Raw genomic sequence first — 21,319 nt, forward strand, 5'->3', positions numbered from 1 at the left:
ATCAGCGGTCGGTGCGCGGGTGCCAGTCGACGTCCTTGGGGCCCACGTAGATCTGCCGCGGACGGTAGATCCGGCCCTTCGGGTCGTCGTGGAGTTCCTTCCAGTTGGCGATCCAGCCCGGCATCCGGCCGATCGCGAACATCACCGTGAACATCTCCAGCGGAATGCCGATGGCCCGCAGCAGGATGCCGGAGTAGAAGTCGACGTTCGGGTACAGCTTGCGCTCGATGAAGTACTCGTCCTCCAACGCGGCCGATTCCAGCTCGCGGGCGATATCCAGCAGCGGATCGGTCTTCTCCAGCTGGCCCAGGACGTCGTCGACGGCCTTCTTCAGGATCTTGCTGCGCGGATCGAAATTCTTGTACACCCGGTGCCCGAAGCCCATCAGCTTCACCCCGGCGTCCTTGTTCTTCACCCGGGTGACGAACTCCGACACCGGCATCCCGGAATCGCGGATCTGCTCCAGCATCTGCACCGCGGCGACGTTGGCGCCACCGTGCAGCGGTCCCCACAGGGCGCACACCCCGGCGGCGCAGCTGGCGAACAGGTTCGCCTTCGAGGACGCCACCATCCGCACCGTCGAGGTGGAGCAGTTCTGCTCGTGATCGGCGTGCAGCATCAGGAACAGGTTGAGCGCGGCGGCCACCTCCGGCGTCGGCTCGTAGTTGCGGTAGGGCACCGAGAACATCATGTGCAGGAAGTTCTCGGCGTACTTCAGGTCGTAGCGCGGGTAGACCAGCGGCTCGCCCACCGACGCCTTGTAGGACGCCGCCGCGATGGTGCGCACCTTCGACATCAGCACGGCCGCGGCGCGCTCCATGTCGGCGTCGTCGTGGATGTCCATCACGCCGTGGTCGTGGGCGCTGAGGGTGTTGATCATCGCCGACAGGATGGCCATCGGCGGGGCGCTCTGCGGGAAGGCGTGGAAGTGCTTGCGCATCACCTCGTCGATCATCGCCGACTCGCCGAGCAGTGCCGCGAACCGGTCCCGCTGCTCCACGTTGGGCAGTTCGCCGAAGATCACCAGCCAGGCGGTCTCGACGAAGGACGAGCGTCCGGCCAGCTCCTCGATCGGGATGCCTCGGTAGCGCAGGATGCCGGCGTCGCCGTCGATGTAGGTGATCGCCGAGCGGCACGAGCCGGTGTTGCCGTAGCCGTCGTCCAGGGTGATGTACCCCGTGGTGTCACGCAGCTTCGAGATGTCGATGGCGCGTTCACCCTCGGAACCGACCACGGTGTCGAGTTCGTACACTGTGCCGTCGATGTCGAGCCGAACAGTTCCGGTCATGTGATCTCCTTCGCAGAGGGTCGCCGCTGCCACACGATAACGGGTACCGACCCCTCGGCGTCGAGCGCCGCGGACGCAAACGGCTCAGAAGATGCCCGGGTCGCCGCCCACGGTGTCCCAGGCCGGACGCGCCGGCTGCTCGCCGCGGCTCGGCTCGGTGATGTCGGAGTGCCCTCCGCAGCCGTGATCGCGGCTGACCACGTGCCCGTCGCTCGGCGAGTACTCGTTGGCGCAGGCGCCGAACACCCGGCCCAGCGACCCGGACAGCGCGACGAAATAGGCGCAGGTCTCGCAGACCGCCGGGGCCTGCGCGGTCATCGGGTTGTCCGGCCCGCCGTCACCGGCCAGCCACCGCTCGGCGGCCTCGTCCCGGCCCTCCGGCGACAGCACCCGCTCGCGGCCCAGCCCCAGTTCGGCGACCACCGCACGCATCGCCGACCACTCGGCCGGATCGGTGTCCGGCGGCAGGTCGGCGGCGGTGTAGCCGGGCTCCAGCCGGGGGTCGTTGTCGGCGGTCGGCATGATCACCCCGGGCGACAGGTCGCCGGCACCGATCCGCTCCGCCCAAGGCACCCAGGCCGGCGCGAGCAGCGCACCGTCGCCGGGCATCAGGGTCACCTCGCTGACCGTCACCACCTTGGCCCGGGACGCGCGCGCCACCGTCACCTGCCAGTTCCACCCGGGGTAGGCCGGGTGCGGGCAGGCGAACAGGTGGGTGGCCACCCGGACGTCCTCGGCGAACACCCCGAGGTGCTCGCCGACGCCCATCACGCCGGCCCGGTAGACCGCGGCCTCGCGGGCCAGCTCGACCGCCTCGGCGCAGGCGCGGTCGAGGGTATCGACGGGCATCTCTTACAGCTCCAACTCGTCGGCCACCGCGCGCAGCACGGTCGCCACCTTGCCGGCCACCTTGGGATCGGGGTGCCGACCCCGGCGGTAGCCGTTGCCGACGCCGTCCAGCATCTTGATCAGGTCCTCGACGATCACCGCCATCGCGTCCGGCGACTTCCGGGACGCCTTGGACAGCGACGGCGGCGCCTCCAGCAGGTGGACGCTGAGCGCCTGCTCGCCGCGCTTGCCCTCGATCACGCCGAATTCGACCTTCTGGCCGCGCTTCAGGCTGGTCACGCCGGCCGGCAGCGCGGACGCGCGGACGTACACGTCGTCACCGCCGCCGTCCTTGGCGAGGAAGCCGAAACCCTTCTCCGCGTCGTAGTACCGAACCTTGCCTGTTGGCATGACCTTCTCCTGTTCCCAACCTGACAGCGGACACACCGAAGACACGGTGTGCTGGACCGCCGTGACCAGCCTATCGAACCGCTTCGTCGAGGGTGGCATCGCACGGCGGCCGGGGACGCGCCGGTGACTATCATGAGCCCATGGCGAACTGGACGGACGGGCCCGAGTACGCCCCGCTGGACCGCCCGGCCGCCTTCCAGAGCCCGGCGGCCGCACCCTTGGAGGTGCCTGTCGCGGTGCCCAACCCGGCCGCGGGCGCGCCGTCCGAACATCCCGGCTGGCAGCCGCCGCAGGCCGCCGGAGTGCCCCTGGAGGCGCTGGTGCCGGCCGCCGGCGTCCCGCCCCGCGATCCGCGCACGGAGTTCACCACCGTCAGCTCGGTGATGTCCGCCGGCTCGGTCTGGGGCACGGCGTCCACCCCGTCCGGGCAGCCGGCCTGGACCCCCGACCAGCCGTTGACCGTGTCCACCCCGGTGGCCGCGACCCCGCCGGCGCCGATGGCCCCGATGCCGCCGGCGCTCGACTTCCCGCCGCCGCAGCAGCCGGCGCCGCCGTTCCCCCAGCCCGGGACGCCGGACTGGTTCGCTCCGCCCCCGCAGACCCATTGGAACCCGCCCAGCCAGACCGTGTCGGTGGCACAGATGTGGAACGCCGCCACCCCCGGCACGATCATCCCGCTGCTGATCGGGATGCTGATCAACCCGCTGTCGCTGGCCATGGTGATCGTCTCGGCGGTGCTCGCCGGACGGGTCCGCTACCGCCGCGACCAGGTCCGCCGAAGCTACCTGTGGGCCGGCGCCATGCTCGCCGTGATCGCGGCATTGAGCCTGATCAACTCCGATTTCGACCTGGAGACCGCCTGGGGCGTCGTGTCGGGCTGGGCCCAGCTCGCCTGCTGGATCCTGCCGGTGGTGGTGCTGCTCCAGGTGGGGGCCGGCATCCGCGCCAACGAACCGCCGCAGCGGCCCTACTGAGCAGGGAGCCCGATGAACTCCTCCTCCGGATTGGGCCGGCCGGGTCCCGGACAGCCGGACTTCGACGGACCCTCCGACGGACCCTGGCAGGCGAATGTGCCGCCGCCCCAGTTCGGCTCGCCGGGCCATCCGCAGCAGCCGGCAGCACCGTCCCCCGGCCCCTGGGGTCCACCGTCGCTGGCCCCGTCCGGGCCTCCGCCCGGCGGCCCGGCACAGCGTCGCCGCGGGGCGCGCGGGATGGTGCTGGGCGGCAGTCTGGTGGTGGCGGTGGCACTCGGCCTGCTCGCCTGGCAGTTGCTGCCCGCCACCCCGTCCGCCTCCCCCACCCCGAATGCCGAGCCTCCGCAGGCGACCCCGACCGCGGCGGCCACCGCCGAGCCGACGGTGCTGCGCACCCCGGAGACGCCGCGTCCCACCAGCAGCGCCGCGGTCACCGGCGGCGGCATCGGCAGCCCGGTCCGGTACCGCTCCGGCGACGGCGAGGCGCAGGTCACCGTCACCCGGGCCACCTGGACCGACAACGGACTGCTGGAGCCCGGCCCGGGGATGTCGTACCTGGTGCTCGACGTCACCTTCGAGGGCATCTCCGGGGACGTCGCCACCGGCCCGTTCTTCACCGCCGTCCGGGAGCCGGCCGGCGCCCGCCGGATGCTCACCGTCGGCGCCCAGCTGGACCGGCAGCTGGCGATGCGGACCCTCGGCCAGGGCCAGGACAACACCGGCCAGATCGCCTTCGAGGTGGCCCGCGGCCCGGTCGCCTTCGAAGTGCTCAGCGAGCTGCTGGAACCCGTCGCCAGCGTGGACGTGCCGGGCTGATGACCGAACCGTTCCGCTCCCGCCGTTTCGTCGCCGTCCCGCCCGGGGACCGCCCGGTGCGCAGCCGGCGCGCCGTCCGGGTGGTGGTCACCGACGGCGAACGCGTCCTGCTGCTGCGCGACAGCGACCCCGGCGTCCCCGGCCTGCACTGGTGGATCACCCCGGGCGGCGGGATGGATCCCGGTGAGCAGCCGCTGCAGACCGCGGTGCGGGAGCTGGCCGAGGAGACCGGGCTGCGGATCTCCCCGGACGCCCTGCGCGGGCCGCTGATCCGCCGCTTCGTGATCCACGGCTACAGCGACCAGGTGCTGGGCCAGGCCGAGTTGTTCTACCTGCTGCGGGTTCCGGAGCCGTTCGCGCTGGACACGTCCGGATTCACCGAGGACGAGAAGCTCACCATCGCGGCCTGGGACTGGTTGCCGATCGACGCTCTGGGCACCGCGTCCGAGGCGGTCTGGCCGGTCGATCTGGCCGAGCTGATCGCCCTGGACGAGCACCCGGACCGCTGGCCGCTGGACCACGGGGTGGTCGAGGAGTCCACGGTGGGAGCCGAGGAACTGGGACGCCGGGTCACCCTAGACTGGGCGGGTTCGCCGGACGACTGGGCCGGCCTGCCCGACCCGGAAAGATGATGTCCACCACTCCTGCCGCCGCGGCCGAACCGGCCGATCACCGCTTCCTGGAACGGTTCCTCTGGCTCTCCCTGGCCACCGCCGTCGCCACCGTGGTGCTGAAGGCGATCGCCGCAGTGGTGACCAACTCGGTCGGGCTGTGGTCGGACGCCCTGGAGTCGACGGTCAACCTGCTGGCCGCCGGGGTGGCGCTGTGGGCCATGCGGGTCTCCGCCAAACCCGCCGACCACAACCACGATTTCGGGCATGGCAAGGCCGAATACCTGTCCGCCGCGGTCGAGGGCACCCTCATCGTGGTGGCTGCGGTGGCGATCATCGCGGGGGCGGTCAACCGTTTCATCCATCCGGTGCCGTTGGAGAGCATCGGCATCGGCGCCGTGCTGGCCGCGGTCGCCTCGGTGGGCAACCTGGTCACCGGGCTGGTGCTGATCCGGGCCGGACGCCGGCACCGGTCGATCACCCTGGAGGCCGACGGCAAGCACCTGATGGCCGACGTGTGGACCTCGGTGGGCGTGCTCGCCGGGATCGCGGTGGTCAGCTTCACCCACCTGATCTGGCTCGATCCGCTGATCGCGCTGGCGGTGGGCGTGAACATCGTCTTCACCGGGGTCGGCCTGATCCGGCGGTCGGTGGTGGGGCTGCTGGACGCCACCCTGCCGCCGGAGGAGGTGGCGATCATTCAGCAGGCGCTGGTGCCGCTGACCGACGATCCGCGGGTGCATCTGACCGATCTGCGCACCCGGGAGTCGGGCCGGCAGCGCTTCGTCCAGGCCACCCTCACCGTGCCCGGGGAGTGGACGGTGAGCCGCAGCCACGCGCTGGCCGACCGGGTCGAGGAGGAGGTCGGCCGGGCGCTGCCCGGCACCGTCACCTTCGTCCACGTCGAACCCACCGACTGAGCTGACCGCGATCCCGGGTCAGCCAGACGCGTGCCGCACCTCGGTGTCGATCAGCCGGCGCCAGGATCGCACCAGGTCGACGTCCACGTAGGCCTTGTAGGAGCCCTGCGGACGGGCCGGCTTGCCGATGTGGAAGGCGCGCACCCCGGCCCGGGCCAGCCAGGGCACGTGGTCGGGATGCAGCCCGCCGCCGGCCATGATCACCCGTGCCCGCCAGGGATCGGACGCGGCCCGCTGCAGCACGTCGTCCAGACCGTGGGCCAGGTCACGCGCCGAGCCGGCGGTGAGCACCTGATCGAGCCGCGGCAGTTGCCGCAGCAGCGCCCAGCCACGGTCCGGGTACAGGGTGGAGTCGATGGCCCGGTGGAAGGTCCACGGCCAGTCGCCGTCGGCCACCAGTTCGCCGACCACCTGGACGTCCACCTCGCCCATCTGGTTGAGGAAACCGAGCACCATGCCGTCGGCGCCCGCGTCGGCGTAGCTGGCCATCAGGCCCTTGAGCCGGACGGCCTCGCCGCCGTCGGTGCCGTACCCGGCCCGCAACCGGACCATCACCCGCAACTGGACGCTGGTCGCCGCCCGCACCTTCTCGACCAGGGCCGGTTCGGGCGAGAGCCCGCCGTCGTCCAGGGTGCCGCACAGCTCGATTCGATCGGCGCCGCCCGCTTCCGCGCGCTCGGCGTCCGCCGCATGCAGCGTGATCACTTCGAGCAGCCCGCTCATAAGGCCAATCATGGCTGCCGGCGGCCGTCCGAGGGAACACCGCAACCCGGAAATGAGCGCATCGCGCGTCCCGATCGTGCGATCAGGACGCCGAATAGGCCGGCGCGTCCACCCCGCCGCGGGGCAGTCCGAGCCCGCTCAGCAGGGTGGCCACGGCGGTGACCGCGACCGCGACGAACACCCAGCTGGAGGCCGACACGATGGTGGCGTAGTCGTGCTCACCGCGTCCTGCCGCGATCACGTTGGTGGCGATCGCGCCGAACACGGCCACCCCCACCGCACTGCCGGCGGACCGGGCGAAGACGTTGATGCCGGTCACCACGCCGCGTTCGCTCCAGTCCACGGACGCCTGCGCGGCGATCAGCGAGGGCGCCGCGACCCAGCCCAGCCCGAACCCGGTGACGAAGCAGACCCCGGCCACCGTCCAGGGGTTCGGCCACGGGCCGCTGACCGCCAGGCCGATGGAGCCGGCCAGGGCGATCAGGCTGCCGCGCAGCACCGTCGTCCGGTAGCCGTGGGCCAGGTAGAGCCGTCCGGCCATCGAAGCCGCCAGCGGCCAGCCCAGGGTGAGCGCGGCGACCGCCGCCCCGGAGACCAGCGGCGCGACACCGAGCGCGTTCTCCAGGTAGGTCGGCACGAAGCTGGTGACGCCGATCAGCAGCGCGCCGACCCCCAACGACAGGCCGGTCGTGGTCAGGATCAGCGGACGCCGCAGGATCGCCAGATCGAGCACCGGCTCGGCCGCCCGGCGCTCCACGAGGCCGAAACCGACCAGTGCGGCCACCGCGATGCCGAAGCTGGCCAGGCTGGGCGGCGACAGCCACGCCCAGGCGTTGCCACCCTCCAGCAGAGCCAGGATGAACGCGGTCAGCCCGACGGTGAGCAGGATGGCGCCGGCGTAGTCGATCCGGTGCCGGCGGGGCTCCACCCGCTCCCGATAGAAGCGGATCAGCGCCCAGCCGGCCAGCAGGCAGAGCGGAATGTTGACCCCGAAGATCCAGCGCCAGGAGACGAACTGGGAGAAGATGCCGCCCAGCGCCGGCCCGACCACCGAGGCGATCGCCCAGACGCTGGCGATGTAGCCCTGCACGACGGCCCGTTCGGCGACGCTGTAGAGGTCGCCGACGATGGTCATCGCCATCGGCGCGGTGGCCCCGGCGCCCAGTCCCTGGACCACCCGGAAGGCGATCAGCGCGGTCATGTTCCAGGCCACCGCTGCCAGCACCGAACCGAGCAGGAACAGCCCGACGCCGACCAGGATGATCGGCTTGCGGCCGATGGTGTCGGCCAGCTTGGAATAGATCGGCACCGACACCGCCTGGGCCAGCAGATAGACCGAGAACAGCCACGGGAACTGCTCGAACTCGCCCAGCTCCTTCACCACCGACGGCACCGCGGTGGCCAGGATGGTCGAGTCGATGGCGATCAGGCCGGTGGTCAGCATCAACGCCAGCAGCACCCGGCCACGGTCGGACCGGAACCCGACGGTGCTCCGGCTGGCCGCGCCGTTCCCCGTTTCACTCACCCCTGTTCCAGCCCGATCCGCCCCGCCGATATTCCCCACCGAGCGCTCGCCTAACTATTTGGGGCTCGCTGAGTTCAGCGAGCCCCAAATAGTTAGGCGAGCGGTCGGTGGGGGTAGGGGCCCGGGGACGCCGAAGGGGCCGGACGCCGAAGCGTCCGACCCCTTCGTTGCTCGGGTGAGCGAGCGGGTGGAACTCAGAAGTCCATGCCGCCCATGCCGCCGTCGCCGCCGGCCGGCATGGCCGGAGCCTTCTCCGGCTTGTCGGCGATGACCGCTTCGGTGGTCAGGAACAGCGCCGCGATGGACGCCGCGTTCTGCAGCGCCGAGCGGGTCACCTTGGCCGGGTCGATGATGCCCGCAGCGAGCATGTCGACGTAGTCGCCGGTGGCCGCGTTCAGGCCCTGGCCGGCCGGCAGGTTGCCGACCTTCTCGACCACGACGCCGCCCTCGAGGCCGGCGTTGCTGGCGATCTGCCGCAGCGGAGCGGAGCAGGCGCCGAGCACGATCTGCGCACCGACCGCCTCGTCACCGACGAGATCGCTCAGCGCGACCTGCTTGGCGGCCTGCAGCAGGGCCACGCCGCCACCGGCGACGATGCCCTCCTCGACGGCCGCCTTGGCGTTGCGGACGGCGTCCTCGATGCGGTGCTTGCGCTCCTTCAACTCGACCTCGGTGGCCGCGCCGACCTTGATCACGGCGACGCCGCCGGCCAGCTTGGCCAGCCGCTCCTGCAGCTTCTCGCGGTCGTAGTCGGAGTCGGAGTTCTCGATCTCCTTGCGGATCTGGTTGACCCGGCCGGCGATCTGCTCGGAGTCGCCGGCGCCCTCGATGATCGTCGTCTCGTCCTTGGTGACCAGCACGGAACGAGCCCGGCCCAGCAGCTCCAGGGTGACGGCGTCCAGCTTGAGGCCGACCTCCTCGGAGATGACCTGGCCGCCGGTCAGGATGGCGATGTCGGTCAGCATGGCCTTGCGGCGGTCGCCGAAGCCGGGGGCCTTGACGGCGACCGACTTGAAGGTGCCGCGGATCTTGTTGACGATCAGGCCGGCCAGGGCCTCGCCGTCGGTGTCCTCGGCGATGACCAGCAGCGGCTTGCCCGACTGCATGACCTTCTCCAGCACCGGCAGCAGGTCCTTCAGCGAGGACACCTTGCTGTTCGCGATCAGCACGTAGGGGTCGTCCAGGACGGCCTCCATGCGCTCGGGATCGGTGACGAAGTACGGCGAGATGTAGCCCTTGTCGAAGCGCATGCCCTCGGTCAGCTCGAGGTCCAGCCCGAAGGTGTTGGACTCCTCGACCGTGATCACGCCCTCCTTGCCGACCTTGTCCATCGCCTCGGCGATGATCTCGCCGACGGTCGGGTCGGCGGCCGAGATGGACGCGGTGGCAGCGATCTGCTCCTTGGTCTCGATCTCGGTGGCCTGCGCGGCCAGCTGCTCGACGATCGCGGCAACCGCCTTCTCGATGCCCTTCTTCAGGCCCATCGGGTTGGCGCCGGCGGTCACGTTGCGCAGGCCCTCACGGACCATGGCCTGAGCCAGCACGGTCGCGGTGGTGGTGCCGTCACCGGCGACGTCGTCGGTCTTCTTGGCGACCTCCTTGACCAGCTCGGCGCCGATCTTCTCGTAGGGATCCTCCAGCTCGATCTCCTTGGCGATGGAGACGCCGTCATTGGTGATCGTGGGGGCGCCCCACTTCTTCTCCAGGACGACGTTGCGGCCCTTGGGGCCGAGCGTCACCTTCACCGCGTCGGCGAGGGTGTTCATGCCCCGCTCGAGGCCGCGGCGCGCCTCAACGTTGAATTCGATCAGTTTTGCCATGGGTGCAGGCAATCCTTCTGCATCGGTGGGGAGCTTCGACCCCACGGTTAGTCAGGGTGGTCGGTCAGTGTCGATGCCCGCGACGGACGGCCCTGGTGGCCTCACCGATCTGACCTGGTGGCACTCTCATGGTGAGAGTGCTAACACCATGTTTAGCACTCGGGGGTGCCGAGTGCAAAGAACTCGGCGGGATCTCGTCGCCTCCGCCGGGTCTACAGCGCGATCACGGCGCCTGGTCGCCTCCGCCGTCGGCGCGGGGGTCCGACCGCGGGGCAGCCCAGAGCCGGATGCATCCGATCAACGCCACGAACCCGGCCACCACAGCCAGGCAGACCGACAGGCCGAACCAGATGGCGGCGGTGTCGGAGCCGGGGACGCCCTCGTCCACCACGCCTCCGCCGTGGGTGAACGCGTAACCGCCGGCGACGGCCGCGACGACCACCGACGCACCCGTCACCACCCACCAGGTCGTCGTGATCCGCGCCTGCCGATCCGCCCATTGCTGCTCGGTGTAGTGCGACTTCTGCTCCTTGAACAGCAGTGCGCGCGCCTCGATCGGAGTTGACGTCGGATCGTAATCCGTACGGCCGGCGGTCAGCCGTCACCGGGCGGCAGTGGCGGCGGCTGGCGAGCCGGGGCACACTGCCCTCATGCCGACGCAGCCGCTCAGCCCTGCCCAGCAGATCCGGCGAGCGGGCAACCTGGTCAACCTGTCCACCCCGCTCGGCCTGCTGGTCGCGGCCGCCGGACGGGCGCGCCGGCGTCCGGGACCGAACGGGTTGACGCTGGCCGAGGGCTACCGGCTCCGCTTCCCGCCGGCCGGCGCGTTCACCGTCGGCAACGTGGTGATCTGCCCGCGCGACTTCGCCACGCTCACCGCGCGGCAGCCCGAGGTGATGGACCACGAGGAGGTCCACGCCTGGCAGTACTTCTGCTGCGGGGGGCTGCCGTTCCTGCCGCTGTATCTGCTGGCCAGCGCGTGGTCGTGGCTGCGGACCGGCGACGTGGCGTCCGGGAACGTCTTCGAGCGCGCTGCCGGGCTGCGGCGCGGCGGCTACATCGAGGCGCCGGCCAGCAATGCCGGGTTGCGGGCGGTGGCGCGGTGGGCTCAGACCTTGACCGTGAAACCGAGCCGCTTGGCCGAGCGCTCCCGCTGACGAGCGGCGCGCTGCCGGCGCAGCCGCTTGACCAGCAGCGGGTCGTGGGCCAACGCCTCTTCGGTGTCGATCAGGTCGTTGAGCAACTGGTAGTACCGCGGGGCGGACAGGTCGAACCGCTCGCGGATCTCGGCCTCTTTGGTGCCGGAGAACGACCACCACTGCTTCTCGAAGTCGAGGATGGCGGCCGAGCGCTCACTGAGCTGGGCTACCGGTCGGGCGACGGGGTCGGACATGTCGCCGATTCTAGGTCGTAATCACACCCGTGTCATTCCCTTGCCGCCGAGGTTCGGGGGCGACGGCCCGGGGCCGGCCCGAGCGGGTCGGCTAGAGTTGCTACTCGGTCTCCATGACGGCGACCGCAGGACGCCCCCACCCTAGAGGACTACAGATGCAGCCACTCAGCGGAACCGTGCAGCGGTACGCCTGGGGCACCCATGACGCCATTCCCGCCATTCTCGGACGCCCGGCCGACGACGCGCCGATCGCCGAGTACTGGCTGGGCGCGCACACCTCCTCCCCCTCGCTGGTCGAGGGCGGCACCCTGGTCGAGCACATCGCGTCCGGCCCCCGGGTGCTCGGCAAACGCACCCGCGAGGCCTTCGGCGGGCAGCTGCCCTACCTGATGAAGCTGCTCTCGGCGCGGCACGCGCTGTCCATCCAGGCGCACCCGTCGCGCGAGCAGGCGATCGACGGATTCTCCCGGGAGACCCGGGCCGGCATCCCGCTGGACTCCCCCGAACGCACCTACAAGGACAGCTGGCCCAAGCCCGAGATCCTGATCGCGCTGGACGAGTTCCACAGCCTGGCCGGCTTCCGCGATCCGCACGAGACCGCCGCCCTGTTCGCCGCGCTCGGCGTGGCCGAACAGCTGGAGTCGGTGATCGGGCCGCTCACCGAACGCAAGGGCGCGCCGGCCATGGCCGAGGTGTTCCTGGACGTGCTGAGCCTGGGCGAGGACCGCCTGCACCTGGTGAACGAGACCGTGGCGGCAGCCATGCATCACCGTGACGACGACGGCGAGGTCGGCGAGTTCGCCCGCACCGCGCTGGAGCTGGACGCCGTCTTCCCCGCCGATCCGGGGATCCTGGCCGCGCTGCTGATGAACCGGTTGCTGCTGCAGCCCGGCGAGGCGTTGTTCGTGCCGGCCGGCATGATGCACGCCCACCTGCGCGGCACCGGCGTGGAGATCATGGCCAACTCCGACAACGTGATCCGCGGCGGGCTGACCAATAAGCACATCGACGTCTCCGAGCTGGTCGCCGTGGTCGACTTCAACCCGTGGCTGCCCGAGGTGCTGCTGCCCCGGCGGACCCGTCCGGGCGTCTTCAAGTACGAGACGCCGTGCAGCGAGTTCGAAGCCTGGCGGATGTCGATCGACGACACCACCGGCCCGGTCCGGGTGCCCGGCCGCGGCTCGGCCCGGATCCTGCTGACCACCGAGGGCAACTGCCAGTTGGACGACGGGCACACCCGGCTGGCGCTGCCGCAGGGCCGGGCGGCGTTCCTGTCCGCCGAGGAGCGGGATGTGTACGTCAGCGGCAGCGCCGAGGTCTACGGCACCTCCTCCGGCATCCGCTGAGCCTGTCCGAGCGGTCGAGACCGCAGGCGCGGTACGGCAGAATGGTTCCCGGCCGGCGCCGGTGCGGCGTCCGGTCGAATGCCTCCGTAGCTCAGTTGGTAGAGCTCCCGCCTTGTAAGCGGATGGTCGCGGGTTCGAATCCTGTCGGAGGCTCGTGTTTCCCCGCAGCCAGTGGGTCGAGATCATCGCCCGCGACCCCGGCCATTCCCAGCGCTACATCAACCGGTTCGCGATGCTCGCGGCCCAGGGCCACGATCTGGTCGGCGAGGCCCGGCTGATCGACGCCATGGTCGGACGGGGCGCCGCCGTCCTGGACGCCGGTTGCGGGCCCGGCCGGCACTGCGGCTATCTGCATCGCGCCGGCCACCGGGTGGTCGGCGTCGACCTCGACCCCGCCCTGATCGCCGAGGCGGAGCGGGCCGAGCCCGGACCCGTCTACCTCGTGGGCGATCTGGCCTCCTACGAGCTGCCGGCGGACGCCCCGCAGCGCTTCGACGCCATCCTGTGCGCCGGCAACGTGCTCGGCTTCCTGCATCCCGAGACCCGGCGTCCGGTGCTGGCCGGTTTCGCCGGACGGCTCGCCGACTCCGGACGCGCGGTGGTCGGCTTCGGCGCCGGCCGCGGCTACGACTTCGCCGACTTCTTCGCCGACGTCGAGGCGTCCGGACTGGTGCGCGAGCAGACCTTCTCGACCTGGGATCTGCGTCCGTTCGCCCCGGAGTCGGGATTCGTCGTGGCGGTGCTCGGCCGGGCCTGACGTCCGCGGACCGGCCCGGCGTGTCGCGACCTGAAACCCCTTCTGGTCAGCGGATTCCGGGACACACCGGCGGCGCTCCCCCGGGAGCTGGCACCCGGGTCACGTAGGGTCGCTGGCAACCCCGACCAGGAGTTTCACGTCATGACCAGCACATCCGATCAGTCCTCGACTCCGGCCACCGCAGGCCCCACCTCCGCCCCGCAGGCACCCGCTCCGGCGGCCCCGCCGGCGCCTTTCTTCGTCCCGCAACCACCCCGCGAGCGGCCCTTCCGTCGTGGCTTCGGCCTCGGCGCCGGTGCCGGCCTGGGCGCCGGGATGGTGGTCCTGGTGCTCGCCGTTGTCGGCTCGCTGATCACCGCCCTGATCTACGGGGCCGCGGTGGCGGCAGCGTCCGGTGCGGCGTCCGGACCCCGGGTGACCAGCCTGGAGACGGTCTGGGGCGCCGACACCGCCGCCCCGGCGCAGACCGTGTTGGCGATCCCGATCGAGGGCGCGATCCAGGCCGAGGGCAGCGACGGGTTCGGGCTCTCCGCGTCCACCTACGGCTATGAGATCGCCCGCACCCTGGATGCGCTCACCGCGCAGGACGCCGCCGGCGTGGTGCTGCTGATGAACACCCCGGGCGGCACCATCAACGGCTCCCGCGCCATCGCGGACGCCATCGAGCGCTACCAGAGCCGCACCGGCAAGAAGGTGGTGGCCTACGTCCAGGGCATGTCGGCCTCGGGCGGCATGTACGCGATGGCCGGCGCCGACAAGATCATCGCCGATCACGGCACGCTGATCGGCAGCATCGGCGTCATCTTCGGCCCGTTCGTCCGGTACCGGGACGTGACGGGAACCTCGGGCAGCATCCTGGAATCCGGCGTGACCACCCGGGGTGGCATCACCCAGGAGTACCTCACCCAGGGCAAGGGCAAGGATTTCGGCAACCCGTTCCGGGACATGACCTCCCAGGAGCGCAAGGTGATCAGCGACGGCATGGCCATCGAGTACGCGGCGTTCGTCAATTGGGTGGCGAAACACCGCAGCATTCCGGCCAAGGACATCATCGACAACCTGGGCGCCTACATCTACGACCCGCAGACGGCGATCGCCAATAAGCTGATCGACGCCCAACTGGGCCGGGACGAGGCGTTCCGCGACACCGTGCAGTCGATGGGCCTGGACGCCGGCACCGCCCGGATCGCCAAGCGCAAGGCAGCCAGCACGCTGGAGCAACTGCTCGGCGCGTCCGCCCGGATCTACGGCTACCAGCAGACCGCCCCGACCGGCACCAAGGCGTCCAGCATCATCTGCACCGGCGCCCCGCAACCCCTGGTCTGGCACGGTCCGGTCACCGCCTTCTGCGGCTGAGCCGGCTGTACTGCCCTGCCCTGCCCGACCCGACCCGAGCCGACCGATCTCGCGATCGGTGACTGGTTTCACCTTCGGCGGCTGCTTTCGTGAAATAACCCGAAAGTGGTCACACAAGCTGAAAGCAGTTGTCGATGCCGAGATCGGTTCGCGCTTATCGGGTAGGCGCGAGGTGAGAGAGAGCACGCTTCCACAACCGGACGATCGTGAGCGCGCCCGCGCCAGGAGCCATCTCCGCCCGGGAGTCGGGCAGACACTTGTGCCACCAGTGAGCGTGACGATTCGCCACGACGGGGTCCTTGTTCCCGTACAGCAGCAGCGTCTTGGCCATGACCTCCGTCGGCTCGAAGCCCCAGGGCCGGAGGTGGAAACCCGCCACCTCGGCGGCGAAGCCACCCGCACCCTGCCTCAATGCGGCGCGCGACATGGCCGCGATTCGACCGTCCGGCCTCAGGTCTGCGGCAACCGCTTCCTGATCGATGGCCACGCCCCCGAAGAAGTCGAGAGGGGCGAACTGGTTCACCACGTCGGTATAGGGCTCCAATGGCCGAGTCAGTGCACGAGCAGCTTCAAGCGGATCGGCGGCTTCAAGCCCGCCGAGCGCGGCGCGTACCGAGTCGGGGAGGTGAGACAAGTCCGTCCCGCCCATCGGTGCGCCGAAGATACACAACCGCTCGACGAGCTCCGGTCGGCGAGCGGCGAGTGCACATGCGACCCAGCCGCCCAGGCCCCACCCCGCAACGCCAACCCGGCTGAGGTTGTGATGGTCGAGAAGGTGCGCGAGGTCGTCCGCAGCGGTGTCAACGCGTGCCCAGGAGTTCTCGGGACGTGGCTCGGAGAATCCGTAGCCTGCGCGGTCCGGCGAAATCAAGGTGACACCCCGCTCGGCCGTGAGCCTCGGGGATGGATCGAAGCCCCCTGCGCACGGAGTCGGATGACAGAGCAGGATGACACGCCCTGTGCCTGAGCTCGCCGTATGCACCGCCATGCGCCTGCCGTCTGGCAGCAGGTGTTGGTTCGGGTTCCTCATGGACTCTCCTTTGTGACTGCTCCAGTTGCGCGGCGGCAGGTGGGAGGTCGTCTCGGTGGAGCTGCCCGATACGTTGACCGCGACCGCGCGGCATCCGCGCCGTCAACCAGCCAGGCTGTGTCACACGCCTCGATACATCCGGCCATGGTCAGGCCAAATCCTTCCGCATGACGACTCTTCTCTCCGACGGGCGGCTCACGATTCGGAACCCGCACTGATCGAAGAGGCTCTGGCTGCCAACCATCGCATCGGGTCCTGCGGATTTCGCCTTTGAATCGGCGAATGGGAAGCCTTCTATCGCGACGGCTCCATGCGCTGTGGCGCAGTCGATGGCCACCGAGAGCAACGCTGCAGCAACACCGCATTTACGGAACTCGTGACGGATATAGAAGCACGGCACGAGCCACACCTCATCGTCGCTCCCTTCGCGCTGCGCGAGGGTCGGCACCCTGACAGCTCGAACGAACCTCGATCGCTCACCGATGGCGCACCAGCCAACCGGTTCGGAGGCGATGAATGCGATCAGGCCGATCGGATTCGAATGTTGCTGCATCGTGTCGATGAACAACTCGCGGTTTCCATCCCGGCCGACGACGTGGAACTCTTTGACGGGGCGGCAGAACCAGGCGCACCAGCATCGGTCGGCAACAGCGTCGGTCGCGAACAAGCGATCAAGGTCCGCGAGGTGATCATTGCGTACGATCTCGACGCGAACATCTGCAAGGTTCTGGCTTGCGGTCGTCACGGCAAGCGCTCGCGCTCGACGTTTGCGCCGACCAGGAGCGCCCGACATTCTCCCGTTGATGACCAGACGCCCATAGCCGCACCGAGCAGTAGACCGAAGCCGTGTTCGTCGAGCAGGGCGGTCATCGCGACACCGCATGCCAGGATGCCGACGGCGACGATGCGAGGTCGCCCGCTTCGGTGCACTGCGTAAGCGGCCACCGCGCCGAGGTTGCCGATCAGCGGGGCGACAGTCGCGAACGGGGTGGCGGCGGCCAAGAGGTATGTCGCGAAGAACCCCGAGTAGGTCGATGCGAAGCGGGCGCGCAGGTCGCGGGTCGCGTTGCGAGTCAGGCAGCAGGCCCACGCCCCGACGAGCGCGGCAACCGCGCCCGAAGAGCCGCCGCCGGTCTGAGCTGGGAAGAGCCAGCTCGATATTGCGAGCGCACCCACGGCGCCAACGACCATCGCCGCGGCCGCAGTCCGGTTGCCGGTCTGGCGGGCGACGACGGGGATGAGCACGACGAAGCCGATCAGGAGGAACGCGAGGGCGAGGGCGCCACTGGGTTGCACAAGGGTCGGCGTCACGATGCGCCACCATTCGCCACGCTGAACCGCCATGGTGTCGCGCGTCATCGCGGCCATGACGCCTGTCTGCACGAACGCGACGACGCTGGTCGTGAGCACCACCGCCGACGCGACCACTGTCAAGGCTGATGACGGGCTCGGCCTGCGTGCCGGGCGGTTCATCGCACCAGGCCGTTGACGAGGATGTCGGCCATCGATCGCGCGTGCGCCAGCGGGTCAAGCTCTGGGTCCGCGACAACCGCCATTGCGAGGCCTTCTATGCAACGCATCATCATGAATGCCACATGGGCAGGATCGACGGGCCCGATGTCTCCGACGTCGATCGCGAGTTGCACCAGCGACGCCACGGCGGACTGGGTCTGCTGCGAGGCCGGGCCGGCCGCCGCACCGCCGCCGGCCATGAACGCCGACACAAGTGCGACGACGTGGCCGCGATTCGCCGCCATGAAGCTCGCATTGGCCTCGAAGAAGGCACGCAACTGCGCGACACCAGGCCGGGTCGAGCCAAGCCGACCGCCGACCCACGCACCCATGTCGCGCAGTACCCGTTCGGTGACCGCGTTCAACAGCCCGGCCCGGTCGGTGAAGTGGTAGGTGATCAGCCGTGAGCTGCTCAGGTTCGCCGCTGCGCAGACGCGTGCGAAGGTCAGACCGTTGGCGCCCTGGTCGGCGAGCACATCAAGTGCAGCCGAGACGATCAGCTCGCGACGCCGAGTGGCGCTCGCGGCACGCTTTATCTGCATGGATAACAATGGTACCGTGTTATCTATGCAGATAACACTCCTTCGGCCACAGGGGCTCATCCACAGCCCGGCCTTCAGTCACGTGGCCGTCGTTCCGGCGGGGGCGATCACGATCTATGTGGGCGGGCAGAACGCTGTTGATGCCGACGGTGTGCTCGTCGGCGAAGCGGATGCTGTGGCCCAAGCTGAGTACGCGATGCAGAACGTCAAGACCGCGTTGGCGGCAGCGGGCGCCGGCGTCGCAGATGTGGTGCAGTGGACGGTGCTGCTCGTCGAAGGCACCGATGTCGGGGCCGTCTACGGTGCGATCGCCGCCGATGTGGCGTCCGAGGAGCCGGGGCTCGTCACCGCCGCACTGGTCTCGGCGCTCGGTCTCCCCGGAGCGCTTGTCGAGATCGCCGCGATCGCCGCCCTCGTCCAGGAAGAAGGCTCTGACCGATGAAACCGCTGCGCTACTCGATCAACCTGACCCTCGACGGCTGCTGCCATCACGAGGCCGGCATCGCACCGGACGACGACTCGATGCAGTTCTGGGCCGCCGAGATGCGCAGTGCAGACGCCCTGCTCTTCGGACGCGTCACGTACGAGATGATGCAATCGGCATGGCGTAAACCTGCCGACGGGGTATGGCCGGAGTGGATGGAACCGTGGCAAATGCCGTTCGCCGAAGCCATCGACGAGCGCCGGAAGTACGTCGTGTCGAGCACGCTTGGCGCGGTGGACTGGAACACAGAGCTACTGCAGGGCGACCTGGAGGAGAGCGTGCGGGCACTGAAGCAACAGTCGGGATCGGGCCTCTGGGTCGGCGGCGTCACGCTTCCGCTCGCGCTCGCCGATCTCGGACTCATCGATGAGTACGTGTTTGTCGTCCAGCCCGTCATCGCCGGGCACGGGCCGCGGCTGCTCGACGGCCTTCGCCAGCGCATCGAGCTCGAACTCGTCACGCGCGAGGAGTTCACCTCCGGCGTCATCGTGCTGCACTACCGCCCCAAGCGCTGAACGTACCCGCGGCTCCTTGGACGTCACAGCGCTGTCAGCTCCGATCCGCCCACCAGGACGTCAGCCGCGGCAGCGGGTGACTTCGTAGAGCGCGATGCTCGCCGCCACCGAGGCGTTCAGGGATTCGATCTCGGAGCTGATCGGGATGGAGACCAGCACGTCGCAGTTCTCCCGGACCAGTCGGGCCAGTCCCTCGCCCTCGGAGCCGACCACCAGCAGCACCGGGCCGTCCACGCCGGGGATGCCGGCGACGTCCAGATCGGCCTCGCCGGCGAGCCCGGCCACCACGAAGCCGGCGTCGGCGTACTGCCGCAGAGTCCGGTTCAGGTTGGTCGCCCGAGCGACCGGGACGCGGGCCGCGGCGCCGGCGGACGTCTTCCAGGCGGCGGCGGTGAGCTGCGCGGAGCGCCGCTCGGGGATGATCACGCCGTTGGCGCCGAAGGCTGCGGCCGAGCGGATGATGGCGCCCAGGTTGCGGGGGTCGGTGATCGAGTCGCAGGCGATCACCAGGGCCGGATCGGGGGCGTTCAGCGCCTCGGCGAGCAGGTCGTCGGGGTGCAGGTACTCGTACGGCGGCAGCTGCAGCGCCACACCCTGGTGCGCGGCACCGTTGGTCAGCCGGTCCAGTTCGGAGCGGGTGGCCTGCAGCAGCGCGATGCCGTGGTCGGCGGCGTAGCGCAGGATGTCCCGCAGCCGGTCGTCGCGCTCCACGCCGTCGGCGACGTAGGCGCGCCGCACCGGCAGTCCGGCCTGCAGGGCCTCCAGCACCGGGTTGCGTCCGATCACCCAGTCGTCGCCGGAGCGCTTCACCTCGGTGCGCGGACGTCCGCCGCGGCCGGAACCGGCGCCGCCCTGGGTCTTGCCCGGGTCGTTCGGCCCGCGCTTGCGATAGGCCTTGTGGTAGGGCCGATCCTCGGCTTTCGGGGTCGGACCCTTGCCTTCCAGGCCACGGCGGACGCGGCCGCCGGAGCCGGCGGTGTTGCCGCTGCCGATGCCCTTGCCGCGTTTGCGGACGGCACCCTTGCGGGACGAATTTCCGGGCATCAGTTCTCCAAGCTCCAGCGCGGGCCGGCGGGGGTGTCCTCCACCTTGAGACCCAGGTTCTTCAGGGTGTCGCGGACGGCGTCGGCAGCCGGCCAGTCCTTGCGGGCCCGGGCCTGCGCGCGCTGCTCCAGCAGGGCACCGACCAGGCCGTCCACCACCGGCTTCAGGTCGTCGCCGGCGGAGGCGTCCGCCCATTCGGAAGCCCGGGGATCGAGCCCGAACACCCGCAGCATCTGCCAGACCGCGATCTGCGCGGCCCGGATGGCCTCCAGGTCGCCCGATTCGAGGGCGAGATTGCCCTCCTTGACGGTGCGGAACAGCACCGCCAGCGCGGTGGGGGTGCCGAGGTCGTCGTTCATCGCGACGGAGAACTCCTCCGGCACCCGTACCGCATAGGCGAACCACTGCTCCGGCCCGGCCGCCGCGGCCCGTTCCAGGAAGCTGTCGATCCGGGCCAACTGAGCGGCCGCCTCGGCCAGCGAAGCGTCGCTCAGCTCGATCGCGGACCGGTAGTGCGGGCCGGCCAGCCAGAGCCGGACGGCGCGTCCGCCGTATTTCGCGACGGCCGCCGCGACGTCGGCGGTGTTGCCCAGCGATTTGGACATCTTCTCGCCGGCCATGGTGACCCAGGCGTTGTGCATCCAGTACCGGGCGAAGCCGCGTCCGGCGGCCCGGGACTGGGCCAGCTCGTTCTCGTGGTGCGGGAAGCGCAGGTCGAGCCCGCCGCCGTGGATGTCGAAGGTCTCGCCCAGGTACTTGCCGGCCATCGCCGAGCATTCGATGTGCCAGCCCGGACGCCCCCGCCCCCACGGGCTGGGCCAGGACGCCGTCACCGGCTCGCCCGGCTTGTGCCCCTTCCACAGCGCGAAGTCGCGCGGATCGCGCTTGCCGCGCGGATCGGCGTCCTCGGCGGGTGCCATGTCGGCCACCCGCTGACCGGTCAGCGCACCGTATTCCGGCCAGGACTGCACGTCGAAGTAGACGTCGCCGGACTCGTCGGCCGGCGCGTAGGCGTGACCGCGTTCGATCAGCTCGGCGATCAGCTCGATCATCTCGGGGATGTGCCCGGTGGCCCGCGGCTCGTAGGTCGGCGGCTGGACGCCGAGCGCCTGGAAGGCGTCCCGGAAGGCCGCCTCGAACAGGTAGGCGTGCGCCCACCAGGGCCGTCCGGCCTCGGCGGCCTTGGCCAGGATCTTGTCGTCGATGTCGGTGACGTTCACCACCAGCGACACTTGGTGGCCGGAGAACTCCAGCCAGCGGCGCAGCACGTCGAAGTTGACCCGGCTGCGCAGGTGGCCCAGGTGCGGCGCCGACTGCACGGTCGGCCCACACAGGTAGATCGACACCTGTCCCGGCTCCAGCGGCTGGAACTCGACGATCTCGCGGCGGGCGCTGTCGTACAGGTGCAAAGTCACCGGCCGATT

The 21,319-nt window shown here is 70.2% G+C and carries 24 protein-coding genes and 1 tRNA gene; 11 read left to right on the plus strand and 14 right to left on the minus strand.

The window, feature by feature from the left end:
• Position 1: 1 nt before the first annotated feature.
• The 3 genes from QM582_RS00625 to QM582_RS00635 all read right to left on the minus strand — a co-directional run bounded on the left by QM582_RS00625 (position 2) and on the right by QM582_RS00635 (position 2,527).
• Positions 2–1,288 (minus strand): citrate synthase, encoded by a 1,287-nt coding sequence (locus QM582_RS00625; RefSeq protein WP_415080807.1) that lies wholly within the window; start codon positions 1,286–1,288, stop codon positions 2–4.
• An 84-nt stretch (positions 1,289–1,372) separates the two neighbouring features.
• Entirely contained in the window at positions 1,373–2,137 is a 765-nt protein-coding gene (locus QM582_RS00630) for a DUF3027 domain-containing protein (protein WP_415080808.1), read from the minus strand.
• Between the two features lie 3 nt (positions 2,138–2,140).
• Positions 2,141–2,527 (minus strand): cold-shock protein, encoded by a 387-nt coding sequence (locus QM582_RS00635; RefSeq protein ID WP_415080810.1) that lies wholly within the window; start codon positions 2,525–2,527, stop codon positions 2,141–2,143.
• Between the two features lie 140 nt (positions 2,528–2,667).
• Here QM582_RS00635 and QM582_RS00640 point away from each other — a divergent pair, with 140 nt between their 5' ends.
• Genes QM582_RS00640 through QM582_RS00655 form a run of 4 tightly spaced genes read left to right on the plus strand, consistent with a single transcriptional unit; the run spans position 2,668 to position 5,848 of the window.
• A complete protein-coding gene (locus tag QM582_RS00640) occupies positions 2,668–3,501 on the plus strand; it encodes a hypothetical protein (RefSeq protein WP_415080811.1) in 834 nt (277 codons plus the stop codon).
• 12 nt (positions 3,502–3,513) lie between these two features.
• Positions 3,514–4,317: a hypothetical protein gene (locus QM582_RS00645; protein ID WP_415080813.1), complete on the plus strand. Its 804-nt coding sequence runs from the start codon at positions 3,514–3,516 to the stop codon at positions 4,315–4,317.
• The gene (locus tag QM582_RS00650; protein WP_415080814.1) at positions 4,317–4,949 is read left to right on the plus strand and encodes an NUDIX hydrolase; all 633 of its coding nucleotides are present in this window, start codon (positions 4,317–4,319) and stop codon (positions 4,947–4,949) included. Before QM582_RS00645 ends, QM582_RS00650 begins: the two co-directional genes overlap by 1 nt.
• A complete protein-coding gene (locus QM582_RS00655; RefSeq protein ID WP_415080816.1) occupies positions 4,949–5,848 on the plus strand; it encodes a cation diffusion facilitator family transporter in 900 nt (299 codons plus the stop codon). Before QM582_RS00650 ends, QM582_RS00655 begins: the two co-directional genes overlap by 1 nt.
• Before the next feature lie 18 nt (positions 5,849–5,866).
• Here the strand turns inward: QM582_RS00655 and QM582_RS00660 are convergent, their stop codons facing one another.
• From QM582_RS00660 to QM582_RS00675, 4 genes are all read right to left on the minus strand, one after another.
• Positions 5,867–6,571, minus strand: a complete 705-nt coding sequence (locus QM582_RS00660; RefSeq protein WP_415080818.1) for a copper homeostasis protein CutC — start codon at positions 6,569–6,571, stop codon at positions 5,867–5,869.
• Between the two features lie 82 nt (positions 6,572–6,653).
• Positions 6,654–8,096, minus strand: coding sequence for an MFS transporter (locus tag QM582_RS00665; protein ID WP_415080820.1), 1,443 nt, complete (start codon positions 8,094–8,096; stop codon positions 6,654–6,656).
• A 194-nt stretch (positions 8,097–8,290) separates the two neighbouring features.
• Positions 8,291–9,916 (minus strand): chaperonin GroEL, encoded by a 1,626-nt coding sequence (gene groL, locus QM582_RS00670; RefSeq protein ID WP_415080821.1) that lies wholly within the window; start codon positions 9,914–9,916, stop codon positions 8,291–8,293.
• A gap of 223 nt (positions 9,917–10,139) precedes the next feature.
• Positions 10,140–10,373: a hypothetical protein gene (locus QM582_RS00675; RefSeq protein ID WP_415080823.1), complete on the minus strand. Its 234-nt coding sequence runs from the start codon at positions 10,371–10,373 to the stop codon at positions 10,140–10,142.
• A 193-nt stretch (positions 10,374–10,566) separates the two neighbouring features.
• On the opposite strand from QM582_RS00675, the gene QM582_RS00680 reads away from it, so the two are divergent.
• Complete coding sequence (locus tag QM582_RS00680) at positions 10,567–11,073, plus strand: hypothetical protein (RefSeq protein WP_415080825.1); 507 nt, start codon at positions 10,567–10,569, stop codon at positions 11,071–11,073.
• Here the strand turns inward: QM582_RS00680 and QM582_RS00685 are convergent.
• Positions 11,025–11,309, minus strand: coding sequence for a DUF3263 domain-containing protein (locus QM582_RS00685; RefSeq protein WP_415080827.1), 285 nt, complete (start codon positions 11,307–11,309; stop codon positions 11,025–11,027). The genes QM582_RS00680 and QM582_RS00685 overlap by 49 nt on opposite strands.
• 155 nt (positions 11,310–11,464) lie before the next feature.
• Between QM582_RS00685 and manA the strand changes: the two genes are divergently transcribed.
• The 4 genes from manA (at position 11,465) to QM582_RS00705 (ending at position 14,768) form a co-directional block, all read left to right on the plus strand.
• The gene (gene manA / locus QM582_RS00690) at positions 11,465–12,655 is read left to right on the plus strand and encodes a mannose-6-phosphate isomerase, class I (protein WP_415080829.1); all 1,191 of its coding nucleotides are present in this window, start codon (positions 11,465–11,467) and stop codon (positions 12,653–12,655) included.
• An 80-nt stretch (positions 12,656–12,735) separates the two neighbouring features.
• Positions 12,736–12,808, plus strand: a tRNA-Thr gene (locus QM582_RS00695).
• A gap of 1 nt (position 12,809) precedes the next feature.
• Entirely contained in the window at positions 12,810–13,412 is a 603-nt protein-coding gene (locus QM582_RS00700) for a class I SAM-dependent methyltransferase (RefSeq protein WP_415080830.1), read from the plus strand.
• A 141-nt stretch (positions 13,413–13,553) separates the two neighbouring features.
• The gene (locus tag QM582_RS00705; protein ID WP_415080832.1) at positions 13,554–14,768 is read left to right on the plus strand and encodes a S49 family peptidase; all 1,215 of its coding nucleotides are present in this window, start codon (positions 13,554–13,556) and stop codon (positions 14,766–14,768) included.
• A gap of 154 nt (positions 14,769–14,922) precedes the next feature.
• Here the strand turns inward: QM582_RS00705 and QM582_RS00710 are convergent, their stop codons facing one another.
• The 4 genes from QM582_RS00710 to QM582_RS00725 all read right to left on the minus strand — a co-directional run bounded on the left by QM582_RS00710 (position 14,923) and on the right by QM582_RS00725 (position 17,852).
• Entirely contained in the window at positions 14,923–15,798 is an 876-nt protein-coding gene (locus QM582_RS00710) for an alpha/beta fold hydrolase (RefSeq protein WP_415080834.1), read from the minus strand.
• Between the two features lie 148 nt (positions 15,799–15,946).
• On the minus strand, positions 15,947–16,543 hold the full coding sequence (locus QM582_RS00715) for a GNAT family N-acetyltransferase (protein WP_415080836.1): 597 nt from the start codon (positions 16,541–16,543) through the stop codon (positions 15,947–15,949).
• Positions 16,540–17,211: a hypothetical protein gene (locus tag QM582_RS00720; protein WP_415080838.1), complete on the minus strand. Its 672-nt coding sequence runs from the start codon at positions 17,209–17,211 to the stop codon at positions 16,540–16,542. Before QM582_RS00720 ends, QM582_RS00715 begins: the two co-directional genes overlap by 4 nt.
• 56 nt (positions 17,212–17,267) lie before the next feature.
• Positions 17,268–17,852 carry a TetR/AcrR family transcriptional regulator gene (locus QM582_RS00725; RefSeq protein WP_415080840.1) on the minus strand — a complete coding sequence of 195 codons (585 nt, stop codon included), beginning with the start codon at positions 17,850–17,852 and terminating at the stop codon, positions 17,268–17,270.
• A gap of 25 nt (positions 17,853–17,877) precedes the next feature.
• Between QM582_RS00725 and QM582_RS00730 the strand changes: the two genes are divergently transcribed.
• A complete protein-coding gene (locus tag QM582_RS00730) occupies positions 17,878–18,294 on the plus strand; it encodes a RidA family protein (protein WP_415080842.1) in 417 nt (138 codons plus the stop codon).
• A complete protein-coding gene (locus QM582_RS00735; protein WP_415080844.1) occupies positions 18,291–18,851 on the plus strand; it encodes a dihydrofolate reductase family protein in 561 nt (186 codons plus the stop codon). Before QM582_RS00730 ends, QM582_RS00735 begins: the two co-directional genes overlap by 4 nt.
• Positions 18,852–18,911: 60 nt before the next feature.
• On the opposite strand, the gene rlmB is transcribed toward QM582_RS00735, so the two are convergent.
• Positions 18,912–19,895 (minus strand): 23S rRNA (guanosine(2251)-2'-O)-methyltransferase RlmB, encoded by a 984-nt coding sequence (rlmB, locus tag QM582_RS00740; RefSeq protein WP_415080845.1) that lies wholly within the window; start codon positions 19,893–19,895, stop codon positions 18,912–18,914.
• Positions 19,895–21,310 (minus strand): cysteine--tRNA ligase, encoded by a 1,416-nt coding sequence (gene cysS / locus QM582_RS00745; protein WP_415080847.1) that lies wholly within the window; start codon positions 21,308–21,310, stop codon positions 19,895–19,897. Before cysS ends, rlmB begins: the two co-directional genes overlap by 1 nt.
• Positions 21,311–21,319 lie beyond the last annotated feature (9 nt).

The organism is Micropruina sp. (genome assembly GCF_047607385.1).
GTDB lineage: Bacteria > Actinomycetota > Actinomycetes > Propionibacteriales > Propionibacteriaceae > Micropruina.